Annotated in this window: 20 protein-coding genes; 16 read left to right on the forward strand and 4 right to left on the reverse strand. The window is 32.4% G+C overall.

From position 1 onward, the window contains the following. Nucleotides 1-520: 520 nt before the first annotated feature. Entirely contained in the window at nt 521-1,750 is a 1,230-nt protein-coding gene (locus ACFVR1_RS04780; protein ID WP_387581027.1) for a transglycosylase SLT domain-containing protein, read from the forward strand. 171 nt (nt 1,751-1,921) lie between these two features. Here ACFVR1_RS04780 and ACFVR1_RS04785 read toward each other — a convergent pair whose 3' ends face one another. Continuing rightward, nucleotides 1,922-2,584: a CatB-related O-acetyltransferase gene (locus ACFVR1_RS04785; protein ID WP_387581029.1), complete on the reverse strand. Its 663-nt coding sequence runs from the start codon at nt 2,582-2,584 to the stop codon at nt 1,922-1,924. 544 nt (nt 2,585-3,128) lie between these two features. Between ACFVR1_RS04785 and ACFVR1_RS04790 the strand changes: the two genes are divergently transcribed. From ACFVR1_RS04790 to ACFVR1_RS04810, 5 genes are all read left to right on the forward strand, one after another. Beyond that, nucleotides 3,129-3,245: a YjcZ family sporulation protein gene (locus tag ACFVR1_RS04790; protein ID WP_387581032.1), complete on the forward strand. Its 117-nt coding sequence runs from the start codon at nt 3,129-3,131 to the stop codon at nt 3,243-3,245. A 631-nt stretch (nt 3,246-3,876) separates the two neighbouring features. Further along, on the forward strand, nt 3,877-4,725 hold the full coding sequence (locus ACFVR1_RS04795) for a cupredoxin domain-containing protein (protein WP_387581035.1): 849 nt from the start codon (nt 3,877-3,879) through the stop codon (nt 4,723-4,725). 286 nt (nt 4,726-5,011) lie between these two features. Further along, complete coding sequence (locus tag ACFVR1_RS04800) at nt 5,012-5,128, forward strand: YjcZ family sporulation protein (RefSeq protein ID WP_387581038.1); 117 nt, start codon at nt 5,012-5,014, stop codon at nt 5,126-5,128. A gap of 486 nt (nt 5,129-5,614) precedes the next feature. Beyond that, complete coding sequence (locus tag ACFVR1_RS04805) at nt 5,615-7,069, forward strand: FTR1 family iron permease (protein WP_387581040.1); 1,455 nt, start codon at nt 5,615-5,617, stop codon at nt 7,067-7,069. 42 nt (nt 7,070-7,111) lie between these two features. Then, on the forward strand, nt 7,112-7,486 hold the full coding sequence (locus ACFVR1_RS04810; RefSeq protein ID WP_387581043.1) for a hypothetical protein: 375 nt from the start codon (nt 7,112-7,114) through the stop codon (nt 7,484-7,486). A 512-nt stretch (nt 7,487-7,998) separates the two neighbouring features. Here ACFVR1_RS04810 and ACFVR1_RS04815 read toward each other — a convergent pair. Together ACFVR1_RS04815 and ACFVR1_RS04820 are read right to left on the reverse strand one after the other, a co-directional pair. Continuing rightward, nucleotides 7,999-8,175, reverse strand: a complete 177-nt coding sequence (locus ACFVR1_RS04815) for a hypothetical protein (RefSeq protein WP_387581045.1) — start codon at nt 8,173-8,175, stop codon at nt 7,999-8,001. A 196-nt stretch (nt 8,176-8,371) separates the two neighbouring features. Then, entirely contained in the window at nt 8,372-8,506 is a 135-nt protein-coding gene (locus tag ACFVR1_RS04820) for a YjcZ family sporulation protein (RefSeq protein WP_387581048.1), read from the reverse strand. Nucleotides 8,507-8,883: 377 nt separating this feature from the next. Between ACFVR1_RS04820 and ACFVR1_RS04825 the strand changes: the two genes are divergently transcribed. The 3 genes from ACFVR1_RS04825 to lepB all read left to right on the forward strand — a co-directional run bounded on the left by ACFVR1_RS04825 (nt 8,884) and on the right by lepB (nt 11,233). Continuing rightward, nucleotides 8,884-9,429, forward strand: coding sequence for a DUF3139 domain-containing protein (locus tag ACFVR1_RS04825; RefSeq protein WP_387581050.1), 546 nt, complete (start codon nt 8,884-8,886; stop codon nt 9,427-9,429). Between the two features lie 434 nt (nt 9,430-9,863). Continuing rightward, a complete protein-coding gene (locus ACFVR1_RS04830) occupies nt 9,864-10,361 on the forward strand; it encodes an HIT family protein (protein ID WP_387581052.1) in 498 nt (165 codons plus the stop codon). A 242-nt stretch (nt 10,362-10,603) separates the two neighbouring features. Further along, nucleotides 10,604-11,233 carry a signal peptidase I gene (gene lepB / locus ACFVR1_RS04835; RefSeq protein ID WP_387581054.1) on the forward strand — a complete coding sequence of 210 codons (630 nt, stop codon included), beginning with the start codon at nt 10,604-10,606 and terminating at the stop codon, nt 11,231-11,233. 54 nt (nt 11,234-11,287) lie between these two features. Here lepB and ACFVR1_RS04840 read toward each other — a convergent pair whose 3' ends face one another. Continuing rightward, nucleotides 11,288-11,512, reverse strand: a complete 225-nt coding sequence (locus ACFVR1_RS04840; RefSeq protein ID WP_387581056.1) for a hypothetical protein — start codon at nt 11,510-11,512, stop codon at nt 11,288-11,290. 395 nt (nt 11,513-11,907) lie between these two features. Here ACFVR1_RS04840 and ACFVR1_RS04845 point away from each other — a divergent pair, with 395 nt between their 5' ends. The 7 genes from ACFVR1_RS04845 (at nt 11,908) to ACFVR1_RS04875 (ending at nt 20,645) form a co-directional block, all read left to right on the forward strand. Next, nucleotides 11,908-12,627 carry a helix-turn-helix transcriptional regulator gene (locus ACFVR1_RS04845; protein WP_387581058.1) on the forward strand — a complete coding sequence of 240 codons (720 nt, stop codon included), beginning with the start codon at nt 11,908-11,910 and terminating at the stop codon, nt 12,625-12,627. 159 nt (nt 12,628-12,786) lie between these two features. After that, the gene (locus tag ACFVR1_RS04850; RefSeq protein WP_387581061.1) at nt 12,787-13,695 is read left to right on the forward strand and encodes a DMT family transporter; all 909 of its coding nucleotides are present in this window, start codon (nt 12,787-12,789) and stop codon (nt 13,693-13,695) included. Between the two features lie 208 nt (nt 13,696-13,903). Beyond that, a complete protein-coding gene (locus ACFVR1_RS04855; RefSeq protein WP_387581063.1) occupies nt 13,904-15,169 on the forward strand; it encodes a M48 family metallopeptidase in 1,266 nt (421 codons plus the stop codon). Nucleotides 15,170-15,628: 459 nt separating this feature from the next. Then, nucleotides 15,629-17,113 (forward strand): ATP-binding cassette domain-containing protein, encoded by a 1,485-nt coding sequence (locus tag ACFVR1_RS04860; RefSeq protein WP_387581066.1) that lies wholly within the window; start codon nt 15,629-15,631, stop codon nt 17,111-17,113. A 583-nt stretch (nt 17,114-17,696) separates the two neighbouring features. Beyond that, on the forward strand, nt 17,697-18,338 hold the full coding sequence (locus ACFVR1_RS04865) for an AroM family protein (RefSeq protein WP_387581069.1): 642 nt from the start codon (nt 17,697-17,699) through the stop codon (nt 18,336-18,338). Between the two features lie 123 nt (nt 18,339-18,461). Continuing rightward, complete coding sequence (locus tag ACFVR1_RS04870; protein ID WP_387581072.1) at nt 18,462-19,709, forward strand: M20 family metallo-hydrolase; 1,248 nt, start codon at nt 18,462-18,464, stop codon at nt 19,707-19,709. A gap of 204 nt (nt 19,710-19,913) precedes the next feature. After that, nucleotides 19,914-20,645: an IclR family transcriptional regulator gene (locus ACFVR1_RS04875; RefSeq protein ID WP_387581075.1), complete on the forward strand. Its 732-nt coding sequence runs from the start codon at nt 19,914-19,916 to the stop codon at nt 20,643-20,645. The last annotated feature ends 4 nt before the right edge of the window (nt 20,646-20,649 follow it).

The following is a 20,649-nucleotide window of genomic DNA, read 5'->3' on the forward strand; positions in this document are numbered from 1 at the left end:
GTTGTTATATGCATTTTTACACTTTATTTTTTTTCTCGATTTTGCAAGATTGATTTTAAATAATTGGATGTTCTTTACTTTTGCTTGTTCAACTAAACCAGCCAATAGTTTGTCAAATGCCGCTTCCCTTGCTCCTGCGCAAGCTCGTCGCAGAAAAGATTATGCTCCTGCGCAAGCTAGACGCAAAATTTTTTTCTCTAGCCAAGTCCAGGGTCTTGAATTGCTTGCTAATCCTAGGAGTCGACGTTTTCCCACCAATCAACAAAAGGTAAACTATAAATATGTATATAAGAATGTACATTTTTACTCGTATAAGGATGTATATTTTTGATTTTATTTCTTTCAACAGTAAGTCATAAGTAGAAACTTTCAAATCTCCATACATATGAAGAATACTCGAGTAAGCTCTATTTCTAAATCTCTCGAATTAAAGTTCCTCAGACTAAATAAAACATTAATCTATCAATCATGGTAAAATATACTATAAATACAAAAAAATCAATGAATGGAGAATGAATAAATGAAATCAATTATAATGAGAGTAATATTCTTAACTTGCTTAATGCTAATGACTTGGTCTTATGAAGTAACTTTCGCTGAGTCAACATGGTCATCTAAATGTTCATCATATGGTGACATTAAGCCAAACCAAAATCCCTCTTTTCAGCATATGAACTGCTTACTTACGAATGCGGCTTTAGAAGCAAAAATCCCTCCCGAAGTTGTTAAAGCTGTGGCTTCAAAAGAAAATGGTGGTTGGAAACAATTTGATGAGAATGGTCAGCCTATAATCTCAAAAGATAAAGGGATAGGTGTTATGCAAATTACCAATCAACCAAGCTATGATCAAGAGAAATTAAAATACGATGTATACTACAATATTCAATCAGGCGTTGAAATCCTTAGCAACATGTATCGTCGTACAGATCTGCCAAAAATAAAAGGGACAGGACGAGAAATAATCGAAAATTGGTACTTTTCCGTCATGGCTTATAACGGTACAAAGCCTAGTAACAGTCCTCTCTATCAGTCCAGTGGATTAAAGAATTTAGATGCCTATCAAGAAAATGTTTTTGCGTTTATAGAAAAAGATAGTTATATAAGCGATACGAAATTAGGGCAGTTTCCTTTCAATAAAACTGACTTTGAATATGACCCTAACAGTAGGGAAAATATTATATTCAGAAACATGGAATATACATTAACGGATCAGATGCATGCTTCAGCATATCACTTTCAAAAAGGAGACAAGGTATTATTAACAAAAGACACTGTAAAGTTAAGGTCACAACCAAGTACTTCTTCAGTTGCAAAATCCTTAGCAAAGAATACTACCTTAATTATTGATGGAAATTTCTTATTTGACCAATCTGTGACAAGCATAAACCAATTTGTATGGTACCCAGTTAAAACTGAAGATCAAAAGTTAGTGGGTTATATTTCCTCTGCTTATATTACGAAAAAGTTAAATGAACCAGCTGTAAAAGTTATGTGGGGAAAAACAGAACTAAAATTAGGGCAAATAGGTAAAGTTACTATTCTATCTAACACTAACTTGGTTAAAATGGAGAGCAACGGTTCATTGACGACGGTCCGTACTTTGAAAAAAGGCGAGGAATACCGAGTTTATAGCTATAATAGTAATCATGGCGGTTTATATGGTGTCGGTGGGGGAAGTTACATTCAGAAGACAACACAAGTAAAATACGAAACACCATCTAAAAGCAAGTTAGCATTACTTGCACAATAGCTAAAGTACCAGTATTAAATGCCTTGTATATATCTTGTTTTATTAATTCATACAAGCAAGATATGATCACAACGCTCATTAAACTATAAATAAATCCCTTCTTAATTTGCAATTAAGAAGGGATTATGGCTTATAAAACTTATTCGTTTATATTCAATAGGAGATCTAAAATTAAACGTTATGTTTTATTTCCCTTTGATAAAAGTCATATAATTGATTAATAGAAGAACTTGACAAGATATGATTGGCCAGTTCAATTGTCTCACGTCCCCAATCGAACCATCGCATTTCCTTTAATTTTTCTATTTCTTTGTCTGTAAAGCGTTTCTTTATTTCTTTAGCAGGGTTACCGCCTACTATCGTATAAGGTGGTACATCCCTTGCAACAACCGATCCAGCTGCAACAATGGCACCTTCCCCTATTGTTACACCAGGCATAATCATTGCATTCATGCCAATCCAGGCATCACTTTCGATGATTGTATCCCCTTTTGGTGAGTAAGAATTTTCGATCTGCTCTTCAAACGGATATACGGTAATCCATTCAGGATGATGATTGTGATTTCCACCCATTAAAATAATTACTCCACTTGCAATACATACGTAATTTCCTATAATTAACTTATCTAAATGCCAACCATGTGATTCGATGGGGTTAAATAACTTTCTTGATTTTTCATCTCCCCATAGGTACCTAACGCAACCATCTTCAAAATCATGATTATCGTAATAACCAGAATAGTAGGAGTATTCCCCGACTTCAATCAATGGGTTTGTGACAATATCCTTTAGATACTTAATTTCAGACCAGTGGTTAAATCGTTGTTGTTTCATTATTTTTTCCTCGCTTCTAAGTAGTATATATCATTTTTTTACTTAGAAGCTTAATACCGTAGCGACATTCTTAAACCGTTTCAAACGACGAACCATCGTCATCATCCTCTTCCTATTTGATGGTGAAATTGTATCAACGAATCATCTGTTCGTCAAATCTTACTTCAAAATCCGTTTGAGATATGACAGAAAAAGAGGATGGAAATCGACTATTAAAGATTGAAATAATTTAGGGATTTTTATGGTTGATTTTCTGATTGTAAAGTTATTTTAAGAAGGTATGAAAATTAATTTCATACCTTCTTTTTAATTATATGGAGGGCAGTATAATGTTCGAGGTGGCATGTGGATGAATAAGATTACTGAGCTTATCAAATACGAAAATCCTTCTAAAGCAATGTTAGAACGATTTAAGTAAATAATAATTTTAATTTGCACCAAAAAAACCAACTAATTTAATTCTTCGATACATGATAAATTACCTTATCAATAACATAATCATTTCATAATCTATAAATATCAATAGGAAAGGAGGGGGTATATTATGTATGGATGTGGTGAAGGATCATATGGTGGTTACAGTGGCAACGGTTCAACCTTCGTGTTGATTGTAGTATTGTTTATCTTATTAATTATTGTCGGAGCAACTTTTATGAGATAATGATGTAGATTATTTGAATTAATCGAGAGAGTTTCAGCTTTGACAACATCACTTTTTAGTCGTAGGGCAATTTAATTGTCTATTTTATAAACGATTTTAGAGAGATGATTAATTAAGTATGTAAAAATAGTATCGTTACAATCCCATTTTTTATCTCCTCTTCTAAAAAAAACGACCTTCTCATTAAATGAGTTGGTCGTTTTTTATAGTAATAATACTGTGAGGTAACCGCATTCATCGCGCAATTTCTATTTCTACTAGAAGTATTATTATTCATTTTCAGTAAACATATAATATTCCTACTTTGAAAAAAGGAACTAATGTGCGTGTTTTATTGAAAGAGAATTTCAGTGATGGTATCTTGCGGAGGTTATTTACATATTAATAAGGAAACAAAAAAATCCCCTCTGAAAGTTTGATGGCTCATGAGAGACCCTTTTGAGACCGAAAATGATTTGAAATAAGTTTCGCAAGAAGCGCTGGTATAAGGTTACAGCTAAGATGTATATCACGAATGAATTGTTAACAGTCACAAATTCTCCATTGTTACATTAACTATTAATACCTATAATAGTTATAGTTTGAAATTAAACTTGATGAAACATACTCAGAGACGAAGTGAGGAAATAAGATGATACTATTGATAAGTATTACATTAATTGTTCTATTATCATGTTATGTTGTACATTATACATTCAGGAATAAAAACCGGATTTCAAACATGGTTGGAATGATGATATCTATGTCAAACTCAATGATGGTGAGTATTTCTCTTGGGACTATACTAGGTACCTTTATTCAAAATAAAGATATAACCATGCCTACAATAGTAGCAGTACTAATAGGAATGGTAGTGGGGTATTTAAATGGAAGACCCGTGTCCCTTATGGCTTCAGTAGATGGAGTAGTTGCAGGTATTATGGGTGGAATGATGGGTTCTATGCTAGGAGTTATGTTACAGCCAAAATCTGCAGAATTAATGATTTACTTTATTGATGTTGTGTTTGTTTTGGTAACTTTATTACTTCTTCGTTTAATTGATGAAGAAACCAAAAAAGACAAACAAAAAAATTTTAACAAAAAACCAATAGTAGCGAAACCTATTGTTTTAATTGCTCTGTTGGTATTCATAGGTGCTCTTGTATTCGTTAAGGGTCCTATCTTTTCAAATGCTAGTGAAAAACCTATTGAGGATATTAATTATGCATCTGTAAGCAATGAGATATATGAAGTTGTTGTAACCCCAACTGGATACACACCTAATAATCTAATCATAAAAGCTGGAACATCAGCAATTATTAACTTTAAAACAAAAGAACTTAGTTGTACTGGTATCATTATATCTGATGAACTCGGGTTTAATGTTTCATTAAAGGAAAACACAAATAACTATATTAAGATAAAATCGCTAAATCCTGGAGTGTATCATTATACATGTGGGATGAATATGTATAGTGGGACAATAACAGTCGTAGAGTAACATTGAGATACGTAAAACTACGGGCTGCAGCCAAAGTACATGCTGATCCAATGCTTGAACGATTTAAATGTAAATAATAATTAGTCCTGCTCACTTAATTGTGGGTGGGGCTTTATCATTTTACTTGAAAGTCTAACTAAAAATAGCTCCCTAAATTATTTCCTTAGTTTAAATTTACACCATAAAACCCAACCAATTTAATTCTTCGATACGTGATAAATTACCTTATTAATAACATAATCTTTTCATAATCTATAAATATCATTAGGAAAGGAGTGGATAAATTATGTATGGATGTGGTGAAAGCTATGGTGGGTACAGTAACAACGGGTCAACCTTCGTGTTAATTGTAGTATTGTTTATCTTATTAATTATTGTCGGAGCAACTTTTATGAGATACTAAACAAAAAATGATGCAGATTATTTGAATTAATCGAGAAAGTTTCAGCTTGGACAACATCACTTATTACTCGTTGGGCAATTTACTTGTCTATTTTATAAACGATTTTAGAGAGATGACTAATTAAGTAGGTAAAAATAATATCTTCTCAATCCCATTTTGTATCTCCTCTTCTAAAAAAACGACCTTCTCCTAAATGAGTTGGTCGTTTTTTATTATAAAGAAATAGTAAGATAACCGTCTATATAGTGCAATTTCTATTTGTTATGTGTTTTTCTTTCAAACAATGTTTCACCTTAGCTTAATATTCTATGGATGCGATTTATGAGAGTTTATGCTGCTGTGAAAAGGCTACGGTGGATATTCACGTTTATGAAGCTTATATAAAATTAAGATTGACAATCATTATCATTTAAAATAGAATAATTAACAGTTAAATGATATTGAAAATCGTTATCAATTATACTAATATAATTTAGGAGTTAGCTTATGTTCAAAAATCTATTATTCAAGATTTCAATCCTTCTATTAATATTTGGATTCGTTGTACATACACCTACATTAGCAACAGGAAATTCCAGTGAGGATATAAAGAGGGCAGAAGAATCAATTGATAAAGCGATTGATCTCGCTTCGAAAGGGAATCTTCTAGATTCAAAAAAAGCTTATGATGAATTTAATAAGACCTGGAGAGAGATTGAGGAAGGGATCAAAGCTGATTCAGTTGCGGCTTATCGAGATATTGAATCGAATATGGGAAAGGTAGTTTATGCCTTTACATTAAAAAAAGAGGACCAAGTTTTAGAGGCTCTACAAGGTTTAAAAGCAGTTAATGAAAAAGTAGCTAACGGAGGGTATCCAAAAGATTCTGGTTTTAAGAAAGAAGACATTTCTTTAGATGATTTTATTCTAATTCTTCAACAAACCAAAAATGAAATAAATGAAAAAAATCAAGGTCTTGCTCTTAAAAGCATTAAAAATGCTAGTAGCAGCTGGTTAAGTGTAGAGGGAGTAGTTGTTGCACAATCTGCTTCAGTTTATAATGATTCAGAAAGAGACTTGGTAACAGTTCAAGCCATGCTTGCGGCCAATCCTCCTGAATATGAACAGGCAAATAAAGTTATTAATAATATGGTAGAATATCTAACTCCCTTAGCTAACAAATCAGAATATACTTATTGGGATGCAGCTATGATTCTCATTCGTGAAGGTTTAGAAGCATTACTTGTTGTAATTGCACTTATGTCTTTCGTTAAAAAATCAGGCGAAGCAAGAGGAAAAGGATGGATTTGGACTGGAGTTCTAGGAGGTTTGGGAGTTAGTATAATTCTTGCTCTCATCGTTAAGTTTGTGATTTCATCTGGCGCATTTGGTAATAATAATGCTCTAATTGCTGGATGGACTGGGGTATTTGCAGCTGTAATGTTGTTATATATGAGTTATTGGCTTCACAGTCAATCGAATATCGCGGATTGGAATCGCTATATTCGTGAAAAAAGTCAAACAGCATTAACAACTGGAAAGCTCGTTTCGTTAGGTGTTCTTGCCTTTCTAGCAGTGTTTCGCGAAGGAACAGAAACGGTCTTGTTCTATATTGGAATGGCAAGTCAAATAAAGTTACAATCTCTTTTGTTAGGCTTTCTAATAGGTGCAGTAATACTTGGAATTTTAGCCTATTTGATGATATTTGTCGGGTTAAAATTACCACTTCGACCGTTCTTCATGGTCTCTAGTGTAATTGTTTTTTACCTTTGTGTTAAATTCACTGGTATGGGTATTCATAGTTTACAATTAGCTGGATTGATTCCAACTACTAATGCTCCAAATATACCAAGTTTAAATTTTTTCGCTCTATATCCTTCATGGGAAAGCACCATTCCTCAAATGATTTTAGTATTAGGGGCAGCATGTATCATCTTACTTAAACAAATTAAAAAAAAGTGATTTCAACAAACAATAATAGTTAAAAAGAGAGTAGGCATTATCATGAAAAAGTTAACTTCAACAATTTTAGCAATAGTTTTTGGAACCGTATTAGTATTAACAGGATGTGGGTCTAATAATAGTAAAGTAACAGACGGTGTCAATAAAATGCTTGATACCACTACTCAATTGTCAAAAGCAATTGATAATGGAGACCAAGAAAAGGTGAAAGAAGTTGGTCCAAAATTAGAAGACCAATGGAAAACATTTGAAGATGATGTTAAAAAAGAAAATAAAGATCTTTATGAAAAAATTGAAAACTATCTTGATCCAACGATTGCAGGATCAGAAGCTGCTGAACTTGATAAGGAAGCATTAAAAATATTGAACGATCAACTTACTAATGCATTGGAAGAATTAGCTGATAAAACGAAATAAATTTTCAATCTAAAAAGTCGAATCCCTTTACCTAAAGAGGGATCGACTTTTTATGTTTATCTTTTTAAACAACTATAAAGGTTTATCTAGTTTAAGAAACCAGATCACGAGGTAAATCTGGATATATAGTTTTATTGATTCCATTTTGATGAATGTTAATTTAAGAATATAGAGTGTTTATGGGAAACAATTATATTCGGTACTAGGCATTGCGAAATTATTAAGGAACTTTTTTGAAGAAAGACTAATCTTAATGAATAGAGGATGGAATCATTTTCATTTCCTGTTTTTCTCAATTATACTCTAAAGATCGTGCAACTTTTTTGTGGAAATCCTTACTATTCTGATTAATATAGTGTACCAAAATGACGAGCACTAAGTTTTATTTCACCTACAACCAGGTTCAATAAAAGAACAACATAGTTGTAGGTGAATTATTTGATTACTAAATACTAATAAACACCATCATGAAGGTGAAATAGAGGTAGTACTAATCGCACTCTAAATTAATTTTATATTAAAAATAGACTTGCGATTAAGAAAAAAGGAATAAATTCTCTTCTAAAGCGATTTCGTATAAACATTCCTCTTCCTGGGACAAATCCATCAATCATTCCGATGCGTCTTCTGCCCCTTCTATCTCTCACCATAATCCGGCGGCCCATATTTCTCATAACAAACGGTTCCATAATATCCCTCCTTTCTATAGTTGAATATTCTTTTAGTTCACTCTAAACATTTCCAACATATTGTTCTCATATTTTTCTCTAAGAAAATTATCCATAATAATGAGCAGATTGCATGAACCTGCCCATTATCCTTATTATTCGTGGTGGTAATACTTAATGCAGTGGAAAATATCAAATATTATTCACCACATAGAGATTAGTAACCACTACCACTCAGAAAAGCAGCGCCTACGATGATAAGGAGAATAAACAATACGACAACCAATGCAAAGTTATTATTCATGTGACTACCGCCTCCGCTATAGTTTCCTTCATATGAACCTTCACTCATATATTTTCACCTCCTACAATAAGATTAAGGATTACTTAAATACATCCTTAAAAATATATTATGTTGAAATTATGAATGGAATTGGACTAATGTGATTAGTATCTCTAGCATTGCATTAATTTCACTAAAAAATATTAAATTATTTTAAATGTTAAAACTCAAATTTTACGTAAAGAAAAAGTCCTTGAAAAGGGATAGAATCAAGTGATAACCATCCAAATCTAAGAAGTTCTCGTTCTTCCATACGTTTTGAAATGTTAAGTAAGTTCTTACTGTATATGTGGATACTAACATTGTTTCTCCTGATAAATTCTTTTGAGATTAAAGGATTGTTGGTTTAATTGGAATAGCTACTTTTTATGCTAGTTGGTTCACAAATGTATTTTAAAGGAAAGTTAGAAGGAAATGAGCTTATCAATATCATTGATTCTTTTACACTATTGGACTCTCTTCAACTAACGATGCAGATTAGGGAAGAAGGAAATAATGAATGTAATGAAGAATGGTACAAGACAAGAGGTGTTTTTATGTTTAAAAACGTTGAGATTTTGAGTAAGAAAGTAATAATAATTTTACTCATGTTTCTTGTGCTTATCTGTGGAATTTTCTTTATACATCTGAAAATAGAAAACACAAAAACTGAATATGAAAAGAGAGTGACTAGTTATCTTGTGGATGAAAAGGGATATGAAAAGCAAGAGATAAAATCTGTTGAAGGAATATACGGAGTAAAATTGCCTCCATATTATGTAGTTGTAGTTTTTGAAGATGAACCATATGTAAAATATATCTATTATGCACATGATGGGGTGAACCAAATGGAGTATATTCTCACTAATAAGGCGATAAAGCTTAATATAAATAAATCTGAATTAAAACATTACTTTCCTTTTAGTGAAATTGATAAATATATAATAGAATAATTCCATTTACCCTTGTTCAACTAACTCAGCAGTTTAGTTGAACAAGCGATTGTAAATTTTATTGGATTATAATCTTTAAAAACATAAACTAGGTAGGTTTAAAGATAGGTGTATTATCATTGAGTACAGGAGTTATTTGTATAGTTATTGCGTTGTGTTTTTACATACCAGAGATAAAGAAAGCTGATTCTGTTAAGGAAAAATGGATGGAGTTTTTTGATTTTGTTACAGGATTATCAAGTTTGTTTTATTTAGGACTTCTACTAATGCTATATGGCATTTTAAATATATCAAATTCACTTTGAGTATTTTTCTATCGAGGTTCTTTAGAGAAAGGTGATGGGTTTCTTAGGCAATTCTTTATTCTTTTTTGACTAAGCAGCAGGTTAGTTGAAGAAGAATGAACAATAATTTTATTAAAAGGGGTAAATAATATGATTCAATATAGGCATATGCCACAAGGCTATGTTTGTCCTTTTTGTCTTTTAGTAAAAGGTATTGAGGATGAAGAAGACAAGCTAATCCAATCTAAACAGAAAGATATTGTGTATAAAGATGACTATGTAACGGCGTTAATCGCAACATTGTGGTGGCCAAATAATAAAGCCCATGTAATTATCGTCCCGAATAAACATTTTGAAAATATTTTCGACTTACCCATTGAATATGCTACACGAATTCATCAGTTGGCACAGAAGATATCCTACGCATTAAAGGAGTGTTACAAATGCGATGGTATTTCCACTAGACAACACAACGAACCTGGGGGAAGTCAGGATGTTTGGCATTATCATTTACACGTTTATCCACGCTATTATGATGATGATCTTTATCGAACCGACGGTATTTTAAGTTCTTCAGAGGAAAGGCTAAACTATGCAGAACAGTTAAGAACCTGGTTTGAAATAAATGAGTTGAATAATGATAACTAAATTTTACAAAATAAATATTCCTTCTTCAACTAAAGTGGTGTGTTAGTTGAAGAAAAAAGGACATTACATATTAGTCATATCTAATATGTAGTGTCCTTTAATTTTTCTATCTTTTTTTGTTAAGTCTTGATAAATATCTATAGAAGCGGCTTTTTTCACTTTTAAAATATTCACAGAAAATTCAATAATATCAAGAGTGATTGGTTAATACTGGAGTATTATAGAATAAAGGAGATGATGATTTGAAAAAGCGAATGATTATTTTCCTAAGTCTTTTATTAGCTGGCTGTTCCCCACAGTTGGAAACCATTACTGATGACGCAACGTCCCCGGAAGTTGAGAAAGTAACACCAGAAGACCATCACTTAATGGTAGTATGGGGTTCTGACGCAATGGACAGAGGAAATCTCGATTATAATTCAATTGCGCATAGTGATTTAGTGGTAGATCCAAATTATGATCCTCTTAAACGAGGTGATGTCCTTTATTATAAAATGCTAGAGTCAGAAACTAAAAAGAATCCAATGATTCCGGAAGATTATTTAGGTAGGGTTGTCGCATTGCCTGGAGAGACAGTCATGATAAGGTATGGTCACGTTTATATAAATTATAAAAGATTGGATACCTTTTATGGGGAGGCAACAATGACAGGGGCTACAGAAGAGGAATATTTCGAAAAAGCAGATCTAAGCAGAGTAGAGGATATTGATTGGGTGAAAAGTTACTTTAAAACGGATCTGAATCCCATTAAAGTAGACGAAGGAACGGTATTTGTATTAGTGGATCAGTGGTGGCGGGGGACAGACAGCAAAGATTTCGGTTTGTTACCGATCGAAAGAATACAAGGAAAGGTATTGGGTTATTCGAGATGAAGAAAAGGACTTCGATTATGAAGTCCTTTATTAATTGTCATTCCTTTAGAAGAATTATCTCTTTTTCTTCTTCCCAAGTTCCTTCGTAGCAGCTTTATTTTTATCAACTAGTTTTTCAAACTCTACATATACATGAAATGTGTTTTCTTCCAACTTCTCAACATTAATAACTTTGCCTTTTCGACCTTTTATTTTTATTTCCTCATCAATAGTAGGAATCCGTCGCAAAGCTTGATTTAACACTCGAGTATTATTTTCGAAAAAATGAATGGCAAACATTTTCTTATCCCCCTTATTCTTTAAAACTAGTTTCTAAAAGATAGAATCTATTTATTTTATGATTATCACGGAGATCTAGAACTTAGAAATAAATAATATGAGGATTAGTAATGTGATTGTAATAGTGATGATAAATTAATTAAATAGTAAGCAATCTTATGAAGAAGCTGACAAAGAGGGGCATATGTTAAAAAGAATATTTGTATTTAGTGAATATTCAGATTTATGTACAACGTTCTTTTAATATGAGCATGGTAAATTATCCAATCTTGGATTTCATGAACAAATGGAAGAGAAAAAAGCGTTGTGATAATATGGAAAATATACGAAAATAGTAGGTTTTAGGAATAGGTTATGTGGAACTAGTTGAAGATTTATGCTTGGAGGGAATAGTAATGGAACAAATTAATGAAATTGTAGCAGAACGGAGAACTTATACAACTAATAGCGAAAATCATATTCATCGGTATGGCCAGTTAATCTTACCTATTCAAGGAGAACTTTCTATTGAGGCGCGTACAACGGAACTTTTACTAGATCCTGAAACGATATTTTTCATACCTCCTGAATGCCTTCATAGATTTCATTCAGATGTAAGAAACGAGTTTATAATTTTAGATATCCCTACTTTTATGTTTACTGGTAGCGAGTTACAGAATAGAGTAATAACCTGTCAGGTAAATAACCAATGGAAAGGGATACGATATCTAATTTTGAATGAAATAGAACAAAAATCTTTAAATGGATCTGCTCTAAAAGAGCTCTATCCCTATATTTCTCGATATCTATTTCATGAACAACAATCTAAATCTATTATGTACATACATGAACACTACAATGAAAACATTACCGTGCAAGACCTTGCATCAATTGAAAACTACAACCGTTCCTATTATTCGGAATGGTTTCTAAAAGAAACTGGTAAATCTCCTTCTGCATATATACAGGAAGTACGAATAAATAAAGCAAAAGAATTACTTTGCAATACAAATTTACCGATTTTACATATTGCTATCCAAGTAGGTTTTGAACATCAATCGTCCTTGACACGTATATTTCAAAAATATGAGAAGGTAACACCAAGCCAATTTCGAAAGAACAATTTGAGAAACTAGAAAATAAGCTATTCAAAAATTTTTTAGTGAAATACTAATATACGACATTTAGTTAAATAAATCAGATTCTCGGAAAAAACGCTCATCTCATTTATGTGAAAATTAGATATTGGCTTGGTATATGACCAAGGTCAAAGATCTATAGCAAGGAGCGAAAGTATGAAAACAGTTATGGGATTATTTTTCACATTCTTATGGTCATCTGCAGCGATAGCAACAAAATTTGGATTGTATTCTACCACTCCCATGTTATTGGCAACCACTCGATTTTTAATGGCAGGATTATTGCTTTTTCTTTATGTTTATTTGTTTAATAGAAAATATCCTTGGCCGAAGTTGCAGGACTGGTTTCCACTAATTATTTTAGGGTTATTGAATACGACGCTTTATTTGGGTGCAACCTTTTGGGCATTGAATTATGTTTCTGCTGGTTTATTTAATTTATTTGTTACAACAAATCCTTTTATCGTTGCTATTCTCTCTTACCTATGGCTAAAAAGAAAAGTTTCTTTAAAAGAGTGGTTGGGAATGATTGTTGCTGCTATTGGATTGCTAATAGCCACTTGGCCCTCTTTCACAAGCAACGAAGTAAAAGGAATTGGGTTGCTTATATTAGGACTAGGAATGGTTTCAATGTCAATTGGAAGTGTTTATTATAAAAAATCCAATTTAAGTCTTCCGAATATTGTTATTAATACTTGGCAAGTGTTAATTGGCGGAGTTGTTTTGATCCCAATAACCTATATTCTCGAAAAAGATAGTTATTTCATAAAAATGGATTATTATCTACTTGGATCTTTAATTTGGTTAGTGTTTATTATTTCAATCGCTACGATGTTATTATGGTTTTACTTGTTGAAACAGGATGCGGTAAGGGCTAATAACTGGTTATTTATGACTCCAATTTTTGGGTATGTATTAGCTGCTATTTTTCTAAATGAATCTATTACAATGAATGATCTTATAGCGACCTTATTAGTTATAACAGGGTTATTACTTTCTGGTAATTTAGCAATTCATTCTAAAAAGTTCCTAAAATTAAGCAATAGAAAATCAAATCGTTTTTAACAAATATTTAGTTCATACAATTTATCGTGATGTATTAAGTTTAACGGATAGAGTGTTGAAGTTAAGGTTGAAGACCAACACACAATGGATAGATGGAGAAACAAAAACCTTAAAATCTTGAAAGAGAAAGTATTGAAGAAAATGGTTCTATCTTTTCTGTTTTTGATTACACTAAATGTAAGTGATTGTGAATCGAGGTGAAGGGAAATTGACAAAAAAATGGGGTATTAGAGCTCTAATACTATTTGGAATGTATGCATTAGCGATGTATTTTTATATCTTCCATAGTGAAAGTGGAGGTATACCAGCAGCTTTCAAAGGAACAGTTGCAGATCCGTCCGTTTTTATGTCGGAGCGTGAATTGTATCTTAGTGAGGAGTATTCCAAAATTAGGAATTACCTATTCTTTGTTGCAACACCGTTTGAATGGCTTGTCTATTTATTTATACTCACTACGGGGCTTTCTCAAGCATTTGAAAGATGGATCACTTTGCAAAAGAAATGGGTAATATTTCAAAATGCAATCTATGTATTTTTATTATCGTTAATTACGTTCATCGCTTTATTTCCTTTAAACTATTACCGATATTATTTGAGTAAATACTATGAAATCAGTACCCAAAGTTTCAATTCTTGGATGCGGGATAACGTCATTGAATTTTGGGTTAACTTCTTAATAGCTGTTGTGATTGTGACTGTACTTTATTGGCTTATTAATATAAATACAAAGAAATGGTGGCTAAATGCCTGGTTATTAATGATTCCATTCTCCATATTTCTCATGTTTATAAAACCAGTAGTAATCGACCCTTTATATAATGATTTCTATCCATTAACAAATAAAGAATTAGAGACGGAAATTCTTTCGCTTGCTAAGCAAGCAAATATTCCAACAGAACATGTATATGAAGTAAATATGGCGGAAAAGACAAACGCATTAAATGCCTATGTTACAGGTATTGGAAGCAATGCAAGAATTGTTTTATGGGATACTACTTTAAACCGATTATCAGAAAATGAAATTCTCTTCATTATGGCGCATGAAATGGGGCATTATGTTGAGAAACATATATATTTCGGAATCGCAGGTTATCTCATTACTATGCTTGTAGGACTTTGGTTAACAGCAAAACTAATGCCTTGGGTCATAGCTCATTTTGGAGGTATCTTAAAAATTCAACGAATAAATGCTGTTCATTCGCTACCATTGTTTTTACTTTTTAGTTCTTTTCTTTTATTCGCTTCAAGTCCACTTTCAAATTATATTTCTAGATATCAAGAAACTAGAGCCGATCTTTACGCAATGGAGTTAGTGGCCGACCCAGATGCAGCTGTCAGCACTTTTCAAGAGCTTACAAAGGCGGGTTTAAGTGAAGTGAACCCTCCAATACTCGTAAAATGGTTTCGATATTCCCATCCGCCAATGCTAGAAAGAATAAATAAAGTAGCAAATGAAATAGGAAAAGAAGAATAAAGTAGGTTAATAGAAGGGTTGGATTTTGAAAAAAAAATAAATGAATTGGAGAATATTCAAAAGGACTATCATAAGTTAAATTGATAGTCCTTTTCTAGAATTCATTTATGATAAAGTTTCATTAAAGTACAGAGCAATTAACATATAGGTAGATCAATATTGATAAAATTTTAGGAATCAACTGAATATAGTTTGACGCTTAAATATACTTTATGTTATTTTACTGTAATAACTTGAAGGGATGATGAGTGGCCAATGTTAAACTAATTCTATTTTTAGTATAAATGTATACACATTTACTTACAAAATAGGATTAGTCTGCTCATTTACCATATTTCGAAGTACCTAGTACATTAATAATAGGTGTATTTGTTATGCATAAATGAAAACATATATTGACTAATCCTTCCAAAAAAATGGGAGGATTTTTTGTTTCCTCTCCTATTAGAGGTGATCTTCATGACAGGTAATATTCTTATAAAAAATATGAATTTTAAATATGTATCGATGATTCAACCGCTTTTTAAAAATGTAAATTTAAATATCGATGAAAGTTGGAAATTAGGTCTTGTTGGAAGGAATGGTCGAGGAAAAACAACCTTATTAAAAATTCTTCTAAATCAGCTGGATTATGAGGGGTCTATACAGTCAACATTAGATTTCAAATACTTCCCTTCATATCCAGACATTAGTGAAAATTTAACCGCTTTAGGAGTGTTACTGAAACAAAATCCGCATATCGATATTTGGCAAATTGAACGTGAGTTAAGCTATATGGATTTATCGCATGACATATTGAATAAAAAATTTAATGTATTAAGTGGTGGGGAACAAACAAAACTCTTGTTGATTGAGCTATTTTTGAGTGAAAATTCATTTCCATTAATGGATGAACCGACAAATAATTTAGATTTGCATGGCAGAAAAATCGTTGGGCAATACTTAAAAAATAAAAAGGGATTTATCATAATTAGTCATGATGAGTCTTTTTTAAATCAATTCATTGATCATGTTTTAGCGATTAATAAAGAATCGATTGACGTGGTTAGCGGCAATGTGGATACGTGGAAATACGAAAAAGCAAATGCAGATATGCTTTCTGAGGAAAAGAATGCCGAACTAATAACGGAAATTAAACGGCTTAATGATGTTTCAAGACAAGTGAGTACTTGGGGGATGAAAAAAGAGAATAGTACAAAAGATGCCTCTGCAAGGCGAATGGCTGCGAAACAAATGAAGAGAGCGAAAGCAATCGAAAAAAGAACAGAATCGATGATTGAAGAAAAGAAAAGTCTTATAAACAACATCGAAAAAGTGTCAGACCTTAAAATGATAGTTGAACAGCCAAGAAAACAGGTTTTGTTCTTTCGTGATTTTTCCATTTTGAGAAATGGAATACCTTTATTTGAACCTATCAATATAGATGTATATCCTAATGATCGATTCTTTATTGAGGGGAAAAATGGGGTCGGTAAATCTACACTGTTAAATTTTATACTTGGAACAGAACAGTTAGAAACAATAGGTGAATATCGAATAAATCTACCTGAAAATCTATCGATACTAAGCCTAAAAAATCAAGCGGATTTAGATTATTCCTCATCGATAAATCAATTATCTACGAAAGAAGAAAAAGAAGAATATTGGCATCTATTATATCAATTAGGTATAGAGCGCTCCAGTTTTTCAAATAAAACAAGTAAAAATTGGAGCGATGGCCAACAGAAAAAAGTATTTTTAGCAAACGCATTATTAGGAAAAAATGAATTATTTATTTGGGACGAGGTAACCAATTATTTAGACATGTTCGTGATTAATCAGCTGATAGAAGCGATAAAGAATTATCAACCAACTATGATTGGTGTAGACCATAATGAATATTTCGTTAATGATATAGCTACTAAAAATATAGAATTAACACCATTTTTTAATGATTTTATATGATTTTTAATCTTACAAATTTGGTAAATAGTAATAACAAAGTAGAAAACAAGAGGATTTGAACACTTAAATAAGACAGTTTCAAAATGTTATCTATAGGATACCGCATAATCTGTATAGACAGAATCATAATCTCCCTAATTGAGCGATCAAATTGCAGGCGCCGTTTATTTTCGGAGACCTTTTGTGTCCTTGTAAACCTTCTAATAATACTCATACCATTAAAAAGATGAATACTGTATAATCCAGAATTCATCTTTTTAATCCTACTGAATTTACATAATTTAATTTTCTCGCAAATGGGAGGACCCTTCAACCTTCATTCAAGGTGTGACTCTAACTAAGAGGAAAGGAAATTCGTAGTTTGTGATAATAAGACTTAAGAACTTTGTGAAAAAACTATAATTAAAAGTGCAAATGTTGGTTTCAATTTGGCTTATTTTACTCGGCAACTTTATATCTTGAGTCATTATTTCACACTTCTAATCGAATTGACAACCTAGATATAGTTAGGTAATATCTCTATCATGCTTCAGTAGGGAATACAACATCTGTTGCAGGAACGACAAAAAGTAGGAGATGAGATATGTTCACTTTAATAACAATAGGCCAAACACCTAGGGAAGATTTGATGAAAGCATTTATTAAAGGGGGTGTTCAAAACATACAAATGATTGGTGCACTAGATGGTTTTTCAGAAGATGAAATTATAAATTTGGAAAAAGTTCCTGGTCAAGAAAAATTATATGTTGTCCATAAAAATGGGACATCGAATATAAGTCACGAATGTATTGAAGATAGAGTAGATAAGTTGATTAGACAATATGAAGCCTCATCTGATGCCATTGCACTGTTGTGTATGAGTGAATTTAAGTCCACATCTGATGAAACCAGAATCATTTATCCGATCAAGGAACTTTGTGAAAAAGCAAGTGAGATAAATAACCATGATACAACTATCATATTTCTTCCGATTAAGGAACAATTAACATCGGCTAAATTGAAATGGGCCAATTTAAAAGGAAACAAACGATTTGTTGTAGTTCCTCCAAAATCTCAAAGTGTTCTTGATATGTTAACCAAAGAAATCAAACTACATTCCCCAAGCTATGTTATTTTGGATTGCTACGGTTATGACTATGAACTGGTGGATGAAATTGAAAGTCTTCACGACTGTACATGCTATAATGCTCAACATTTAGTTGTTAAAAAATTGAAGGCTTTATAGTAGCGCATTAATTAAGGTTTTGTTACTTAAAACGGTACATACTCATCTGTTATGTTCAGAGTATTTAAACTATATGAATGCAAGATTGATATTCAGCTTTAAAAAAATTAACGAGGTGAGAAAATGGATTTAATAAATAAAAAAAGATTATGGAAAACGATTAATGATTTAGCATCAATAACAGTGGAAAACCAACCATGGACAAGAAGATCTTTTACTGCAAAGTATAACGAAGGACGCGAATGGTTGAAAAATCAAATGATAGACATTGGTTTAGAAGTGAAGGTGGATGAAGCATCCAATGTAATTGGACGATTGATTGGAACAGAGCCTAATTTACCTCCCATTGTGATTGGTTCTCACACTGATACGGTTCCAAATGGAGGAAGATTTGATGGTATTGCGGGAGTTCTTGCGGGATTAGAAATTGTAAGAGCGTTAACGGAAAATAATATTTCGACTAGACATACGATTGAAATTGTGGATTTTACAGCTGAGGAACCATCAGAATATGGGCTTTCTACAGTTGGAAGTCGGGCATGGTCCGGTAACTTAACTGAAGAAATGCTGTTATACACAAATCCGGATGGGCAATCTTTAGCGGATGCAATTTCATATGCGGGTGGAGACCCTGCTCACATAAAACAATGTAAGCGAGAGAAAGGTTCAATCGCATTATACCTCGAATTACATATCGAACAAGGACCTGTTTTGCTCAAAAGAAATGCAAACATAGGAGTTGTGACTGGGATTGTAGGAATTCAGCGCTATAAAGTCATAGTGGATGGATTACCAAATCATTCTGGTACAACTCCCATGGATATGAGAAATGATGCCCTTACTGCAGCATCTGAGATGACTCTTGCTTTAGAGAGTGTGGCAAATAGAAAGTATGATCAGCCTGTTGTGGGTACAGTCGGAGTGTTTAATAATTTTCCTAACGCATCAAATGTAATCCCTGGTAGAGTGGAATTCACAGTTGAAATTCGTAGCATATCTGAAGAAGCAATTGATGCAGTGGGGAGTGAGTTTTTATCACAAGTAAAAAACATTGCATTAAAACGTGATGTGATTGTGAAAACTGAAAATGTCTCTCGTTCAGGATCTATAGTCATCAGTGATGAGATTAAACAGTTATTAAGTGATTCAAGTAATTCTATTACTAATAAAGTTATCGAATTACCTAGTGGGGCTGGTCACGATGCAAATCAAATGTCATTGCTAGCTCCTGTTGGGATGATATTCATACCATGCAAAGCTGGCAGAAGTCATTGTCCGGAAGAATGGGCGGAGAAGGAAGATTTATATTTAGGTACAAAGGTATTGCTAAATGCTGTGTTGGCTTTTTCCGAAAAGAGTAATAAATCCTAGTTTTTGTAATTTAATAGAACGTAAAATAACCCATTAATTATGATTATATAATTAATGGGTTATTTTGTTGATTGATATTTCAGAATAAAAGCGCTTGCAAAACAGATGTTTTATGTGTATATTATCATTTATAGATAACGAATTATCAAATAATGATAATTCAATTGGCGATCTATTGAAAATTTGAAAAAGGAGAGTATATTATTGAGCGCTGAAAAAACCTTGGATATTTTGGAACAATTTGATTTTGAAACAAGGGCACTAACAGTTCCTGAACTTGCAGCAAGATTACAGCAGCCACAAAGTTCAGTGTATAGACATATGAGGTTATTGAAAGAAAAAGGTTATCTTATTGAATACTCTCCAGGTCTGTATAGTTTAGGTTACATCTTTCTAAAGTTCGCCAAAATAGTGAAAATGGATACTAATCTCCCAGTCATTTCTCATGAGGCAATGAGAGAGTTGACACGTACAACAGGAGAAACTTCGATTTTATTGGTTCCTTCAAATTTGCAAGCCGTCTGTTTAGGTGCAGTTCCATCAGGGCATCCAATAAAAGTCTCTTCTGAACAAGGGAATATAGTTCCCTTATACGGTGGGGCTTCTTCCAAAGCTTTATTGGCCTATATGGGAGACCTATTTGTTGAAGAAATATTTAAAAATGGAAACATGATAAAACATACAGAACAAACAATAATGGATTTGGACGAGATGTTAATTCATTTAGAGGGTGTTCGTCAAAAAGGGTATGCATTTTCAGATAGTGAAATTGATGAAGGTGTTATCTCATATGGTATGCCGATATTTGATAGTGATCATAAACTGGTTGCATCCTTAAGTGTGGCAGGACCAAAGGAAAGAGTAGCAAAGAGAGATAGCCAAGAAATTGTAGATGCCATTAAAAATGCAATTGAAAAAATTGAAAAACAATTATAAAAGG

Source organism: Psychrobacillus sp. NPDC058041 (genome assembly GCF_042885655.1).
Lineage (GTDB): Bacteria > Bacillota > Bacilli > Bacillales_A > Planococcaceae > Psychrobacillus.

Coding starts and splice junctions, on each gene's coding strand:
- ACFVR1_RS04795 (WP_387581035.1), top strand. CDS start 3,877: ATGATACTATTGATAAGTATTACATTAATTGTTCTATTATCATGTTAT.
- ACFVR1_RS04860 (WP_387581066.1), top strand. CDS start 15,629: ATGACAGGTAATATTCTTATAAAAAATATGAATTTTAAATATGTATCG.
- ACFVR1_RS04865 (WP_387581069.1), top strand. CDS start 17,697: ATGTTCACTTTAATAACAATAGGCCAAACACCTAGGGAAGATTTGATG.
- ACFVR1_RS04800 (WP_387581038.1), top strand. CDS start 5,012: ATGTATGGATGTGGTGAAAGCTATGGTGGGTACAGTAACAACGGGTCA.
- ACFVR1_RS04850 (WP_387581061.1), top strand. CDS start 12,787: ATGAAAACAGTTATGGGATTATTTTTCACATTCTTATGGTCATCTGCA.
- ACFVR1_RS04820 (WP_387581048.1), bottom strand. CDS start 8,506: ATGAGTGAAGGTTCATATGAAGGAAACTATAGCGGAGGCGGTAGTCAC.
- ACFVR1_RS04870 (WP_387581072.1), top strand. CDS start 18,462: ATGGATTTAATAAATAAAAAAAGATTATGGAAAACGATTAATGATTTA.
- ACFVR1_RS04815 (WP_387581045.1), bottom strand. CDS start 8,175: ATGGAACCGTTTGTTATGAGAAATATGGGCCGCCGGATTATGGTGAGA.
- ACFVR1_RS04785 (WP_387581029.1), bottom strand. CDS start 2,584: ATGAAACAACAACGATTTAACCACTGGTCTGAAATTAAGTATCTAAAG.
- ACFVR1_RS04825 (WP_387581050.1), top strand. CDS start 8,884: ATGTATTTTAAAGGAAAGTTAGAAGGAAATGAGCTTATCAATATCATT.
- ACFVR1_RS04845 (WP_387581058.1), top strand. CDS start 11,908: ATGGAACAAATTAATGAAATTGTAGCAGAACGGAGAACTTATACAACT.
- ACFVR1_RS04840 (WP_387581056.1), bottom strand. CDS start 11,512: ATGTTTGCCATTCATTTTTTCGAAAATAATACTCGAGTGTTAAATCAA.
- ACFVR1_RS04810 (WP_387581043.1), top strand. CDS start 7,112: ATGAAAAAGTTAACTTCAACAATTTTAGCAATAGTTTTTGGAACCGTA.
- ACFVR1_RS04805 (WP_387581040.1), top strand. CDS start 5,615: ATGTTCAAAAATCTATTATTCAAGATTTCAATCCTTCTATTAATATTT.
- ACFVR1_RS04830 (WP_387581052.1), top strand. CDS start 9,864: ATGATTCAATATAGGCATATGCCACAAGGCTATGTTTGTCCTTTTTGT.
- ACFVR1_RS04790 (WP_387581032.1), top strand. CDS start 3,129: ATGTATGGATGTGGTGAAGGATCATATGGTGGTTACAGTGGCAACGGT.
- ACFVR1_RS04780 (WP_387581027.1), top strand. CDS start 521: ATGAAATCAATTATAATGAGAGTAATATTCTTAACTTGCTTAATGCTA.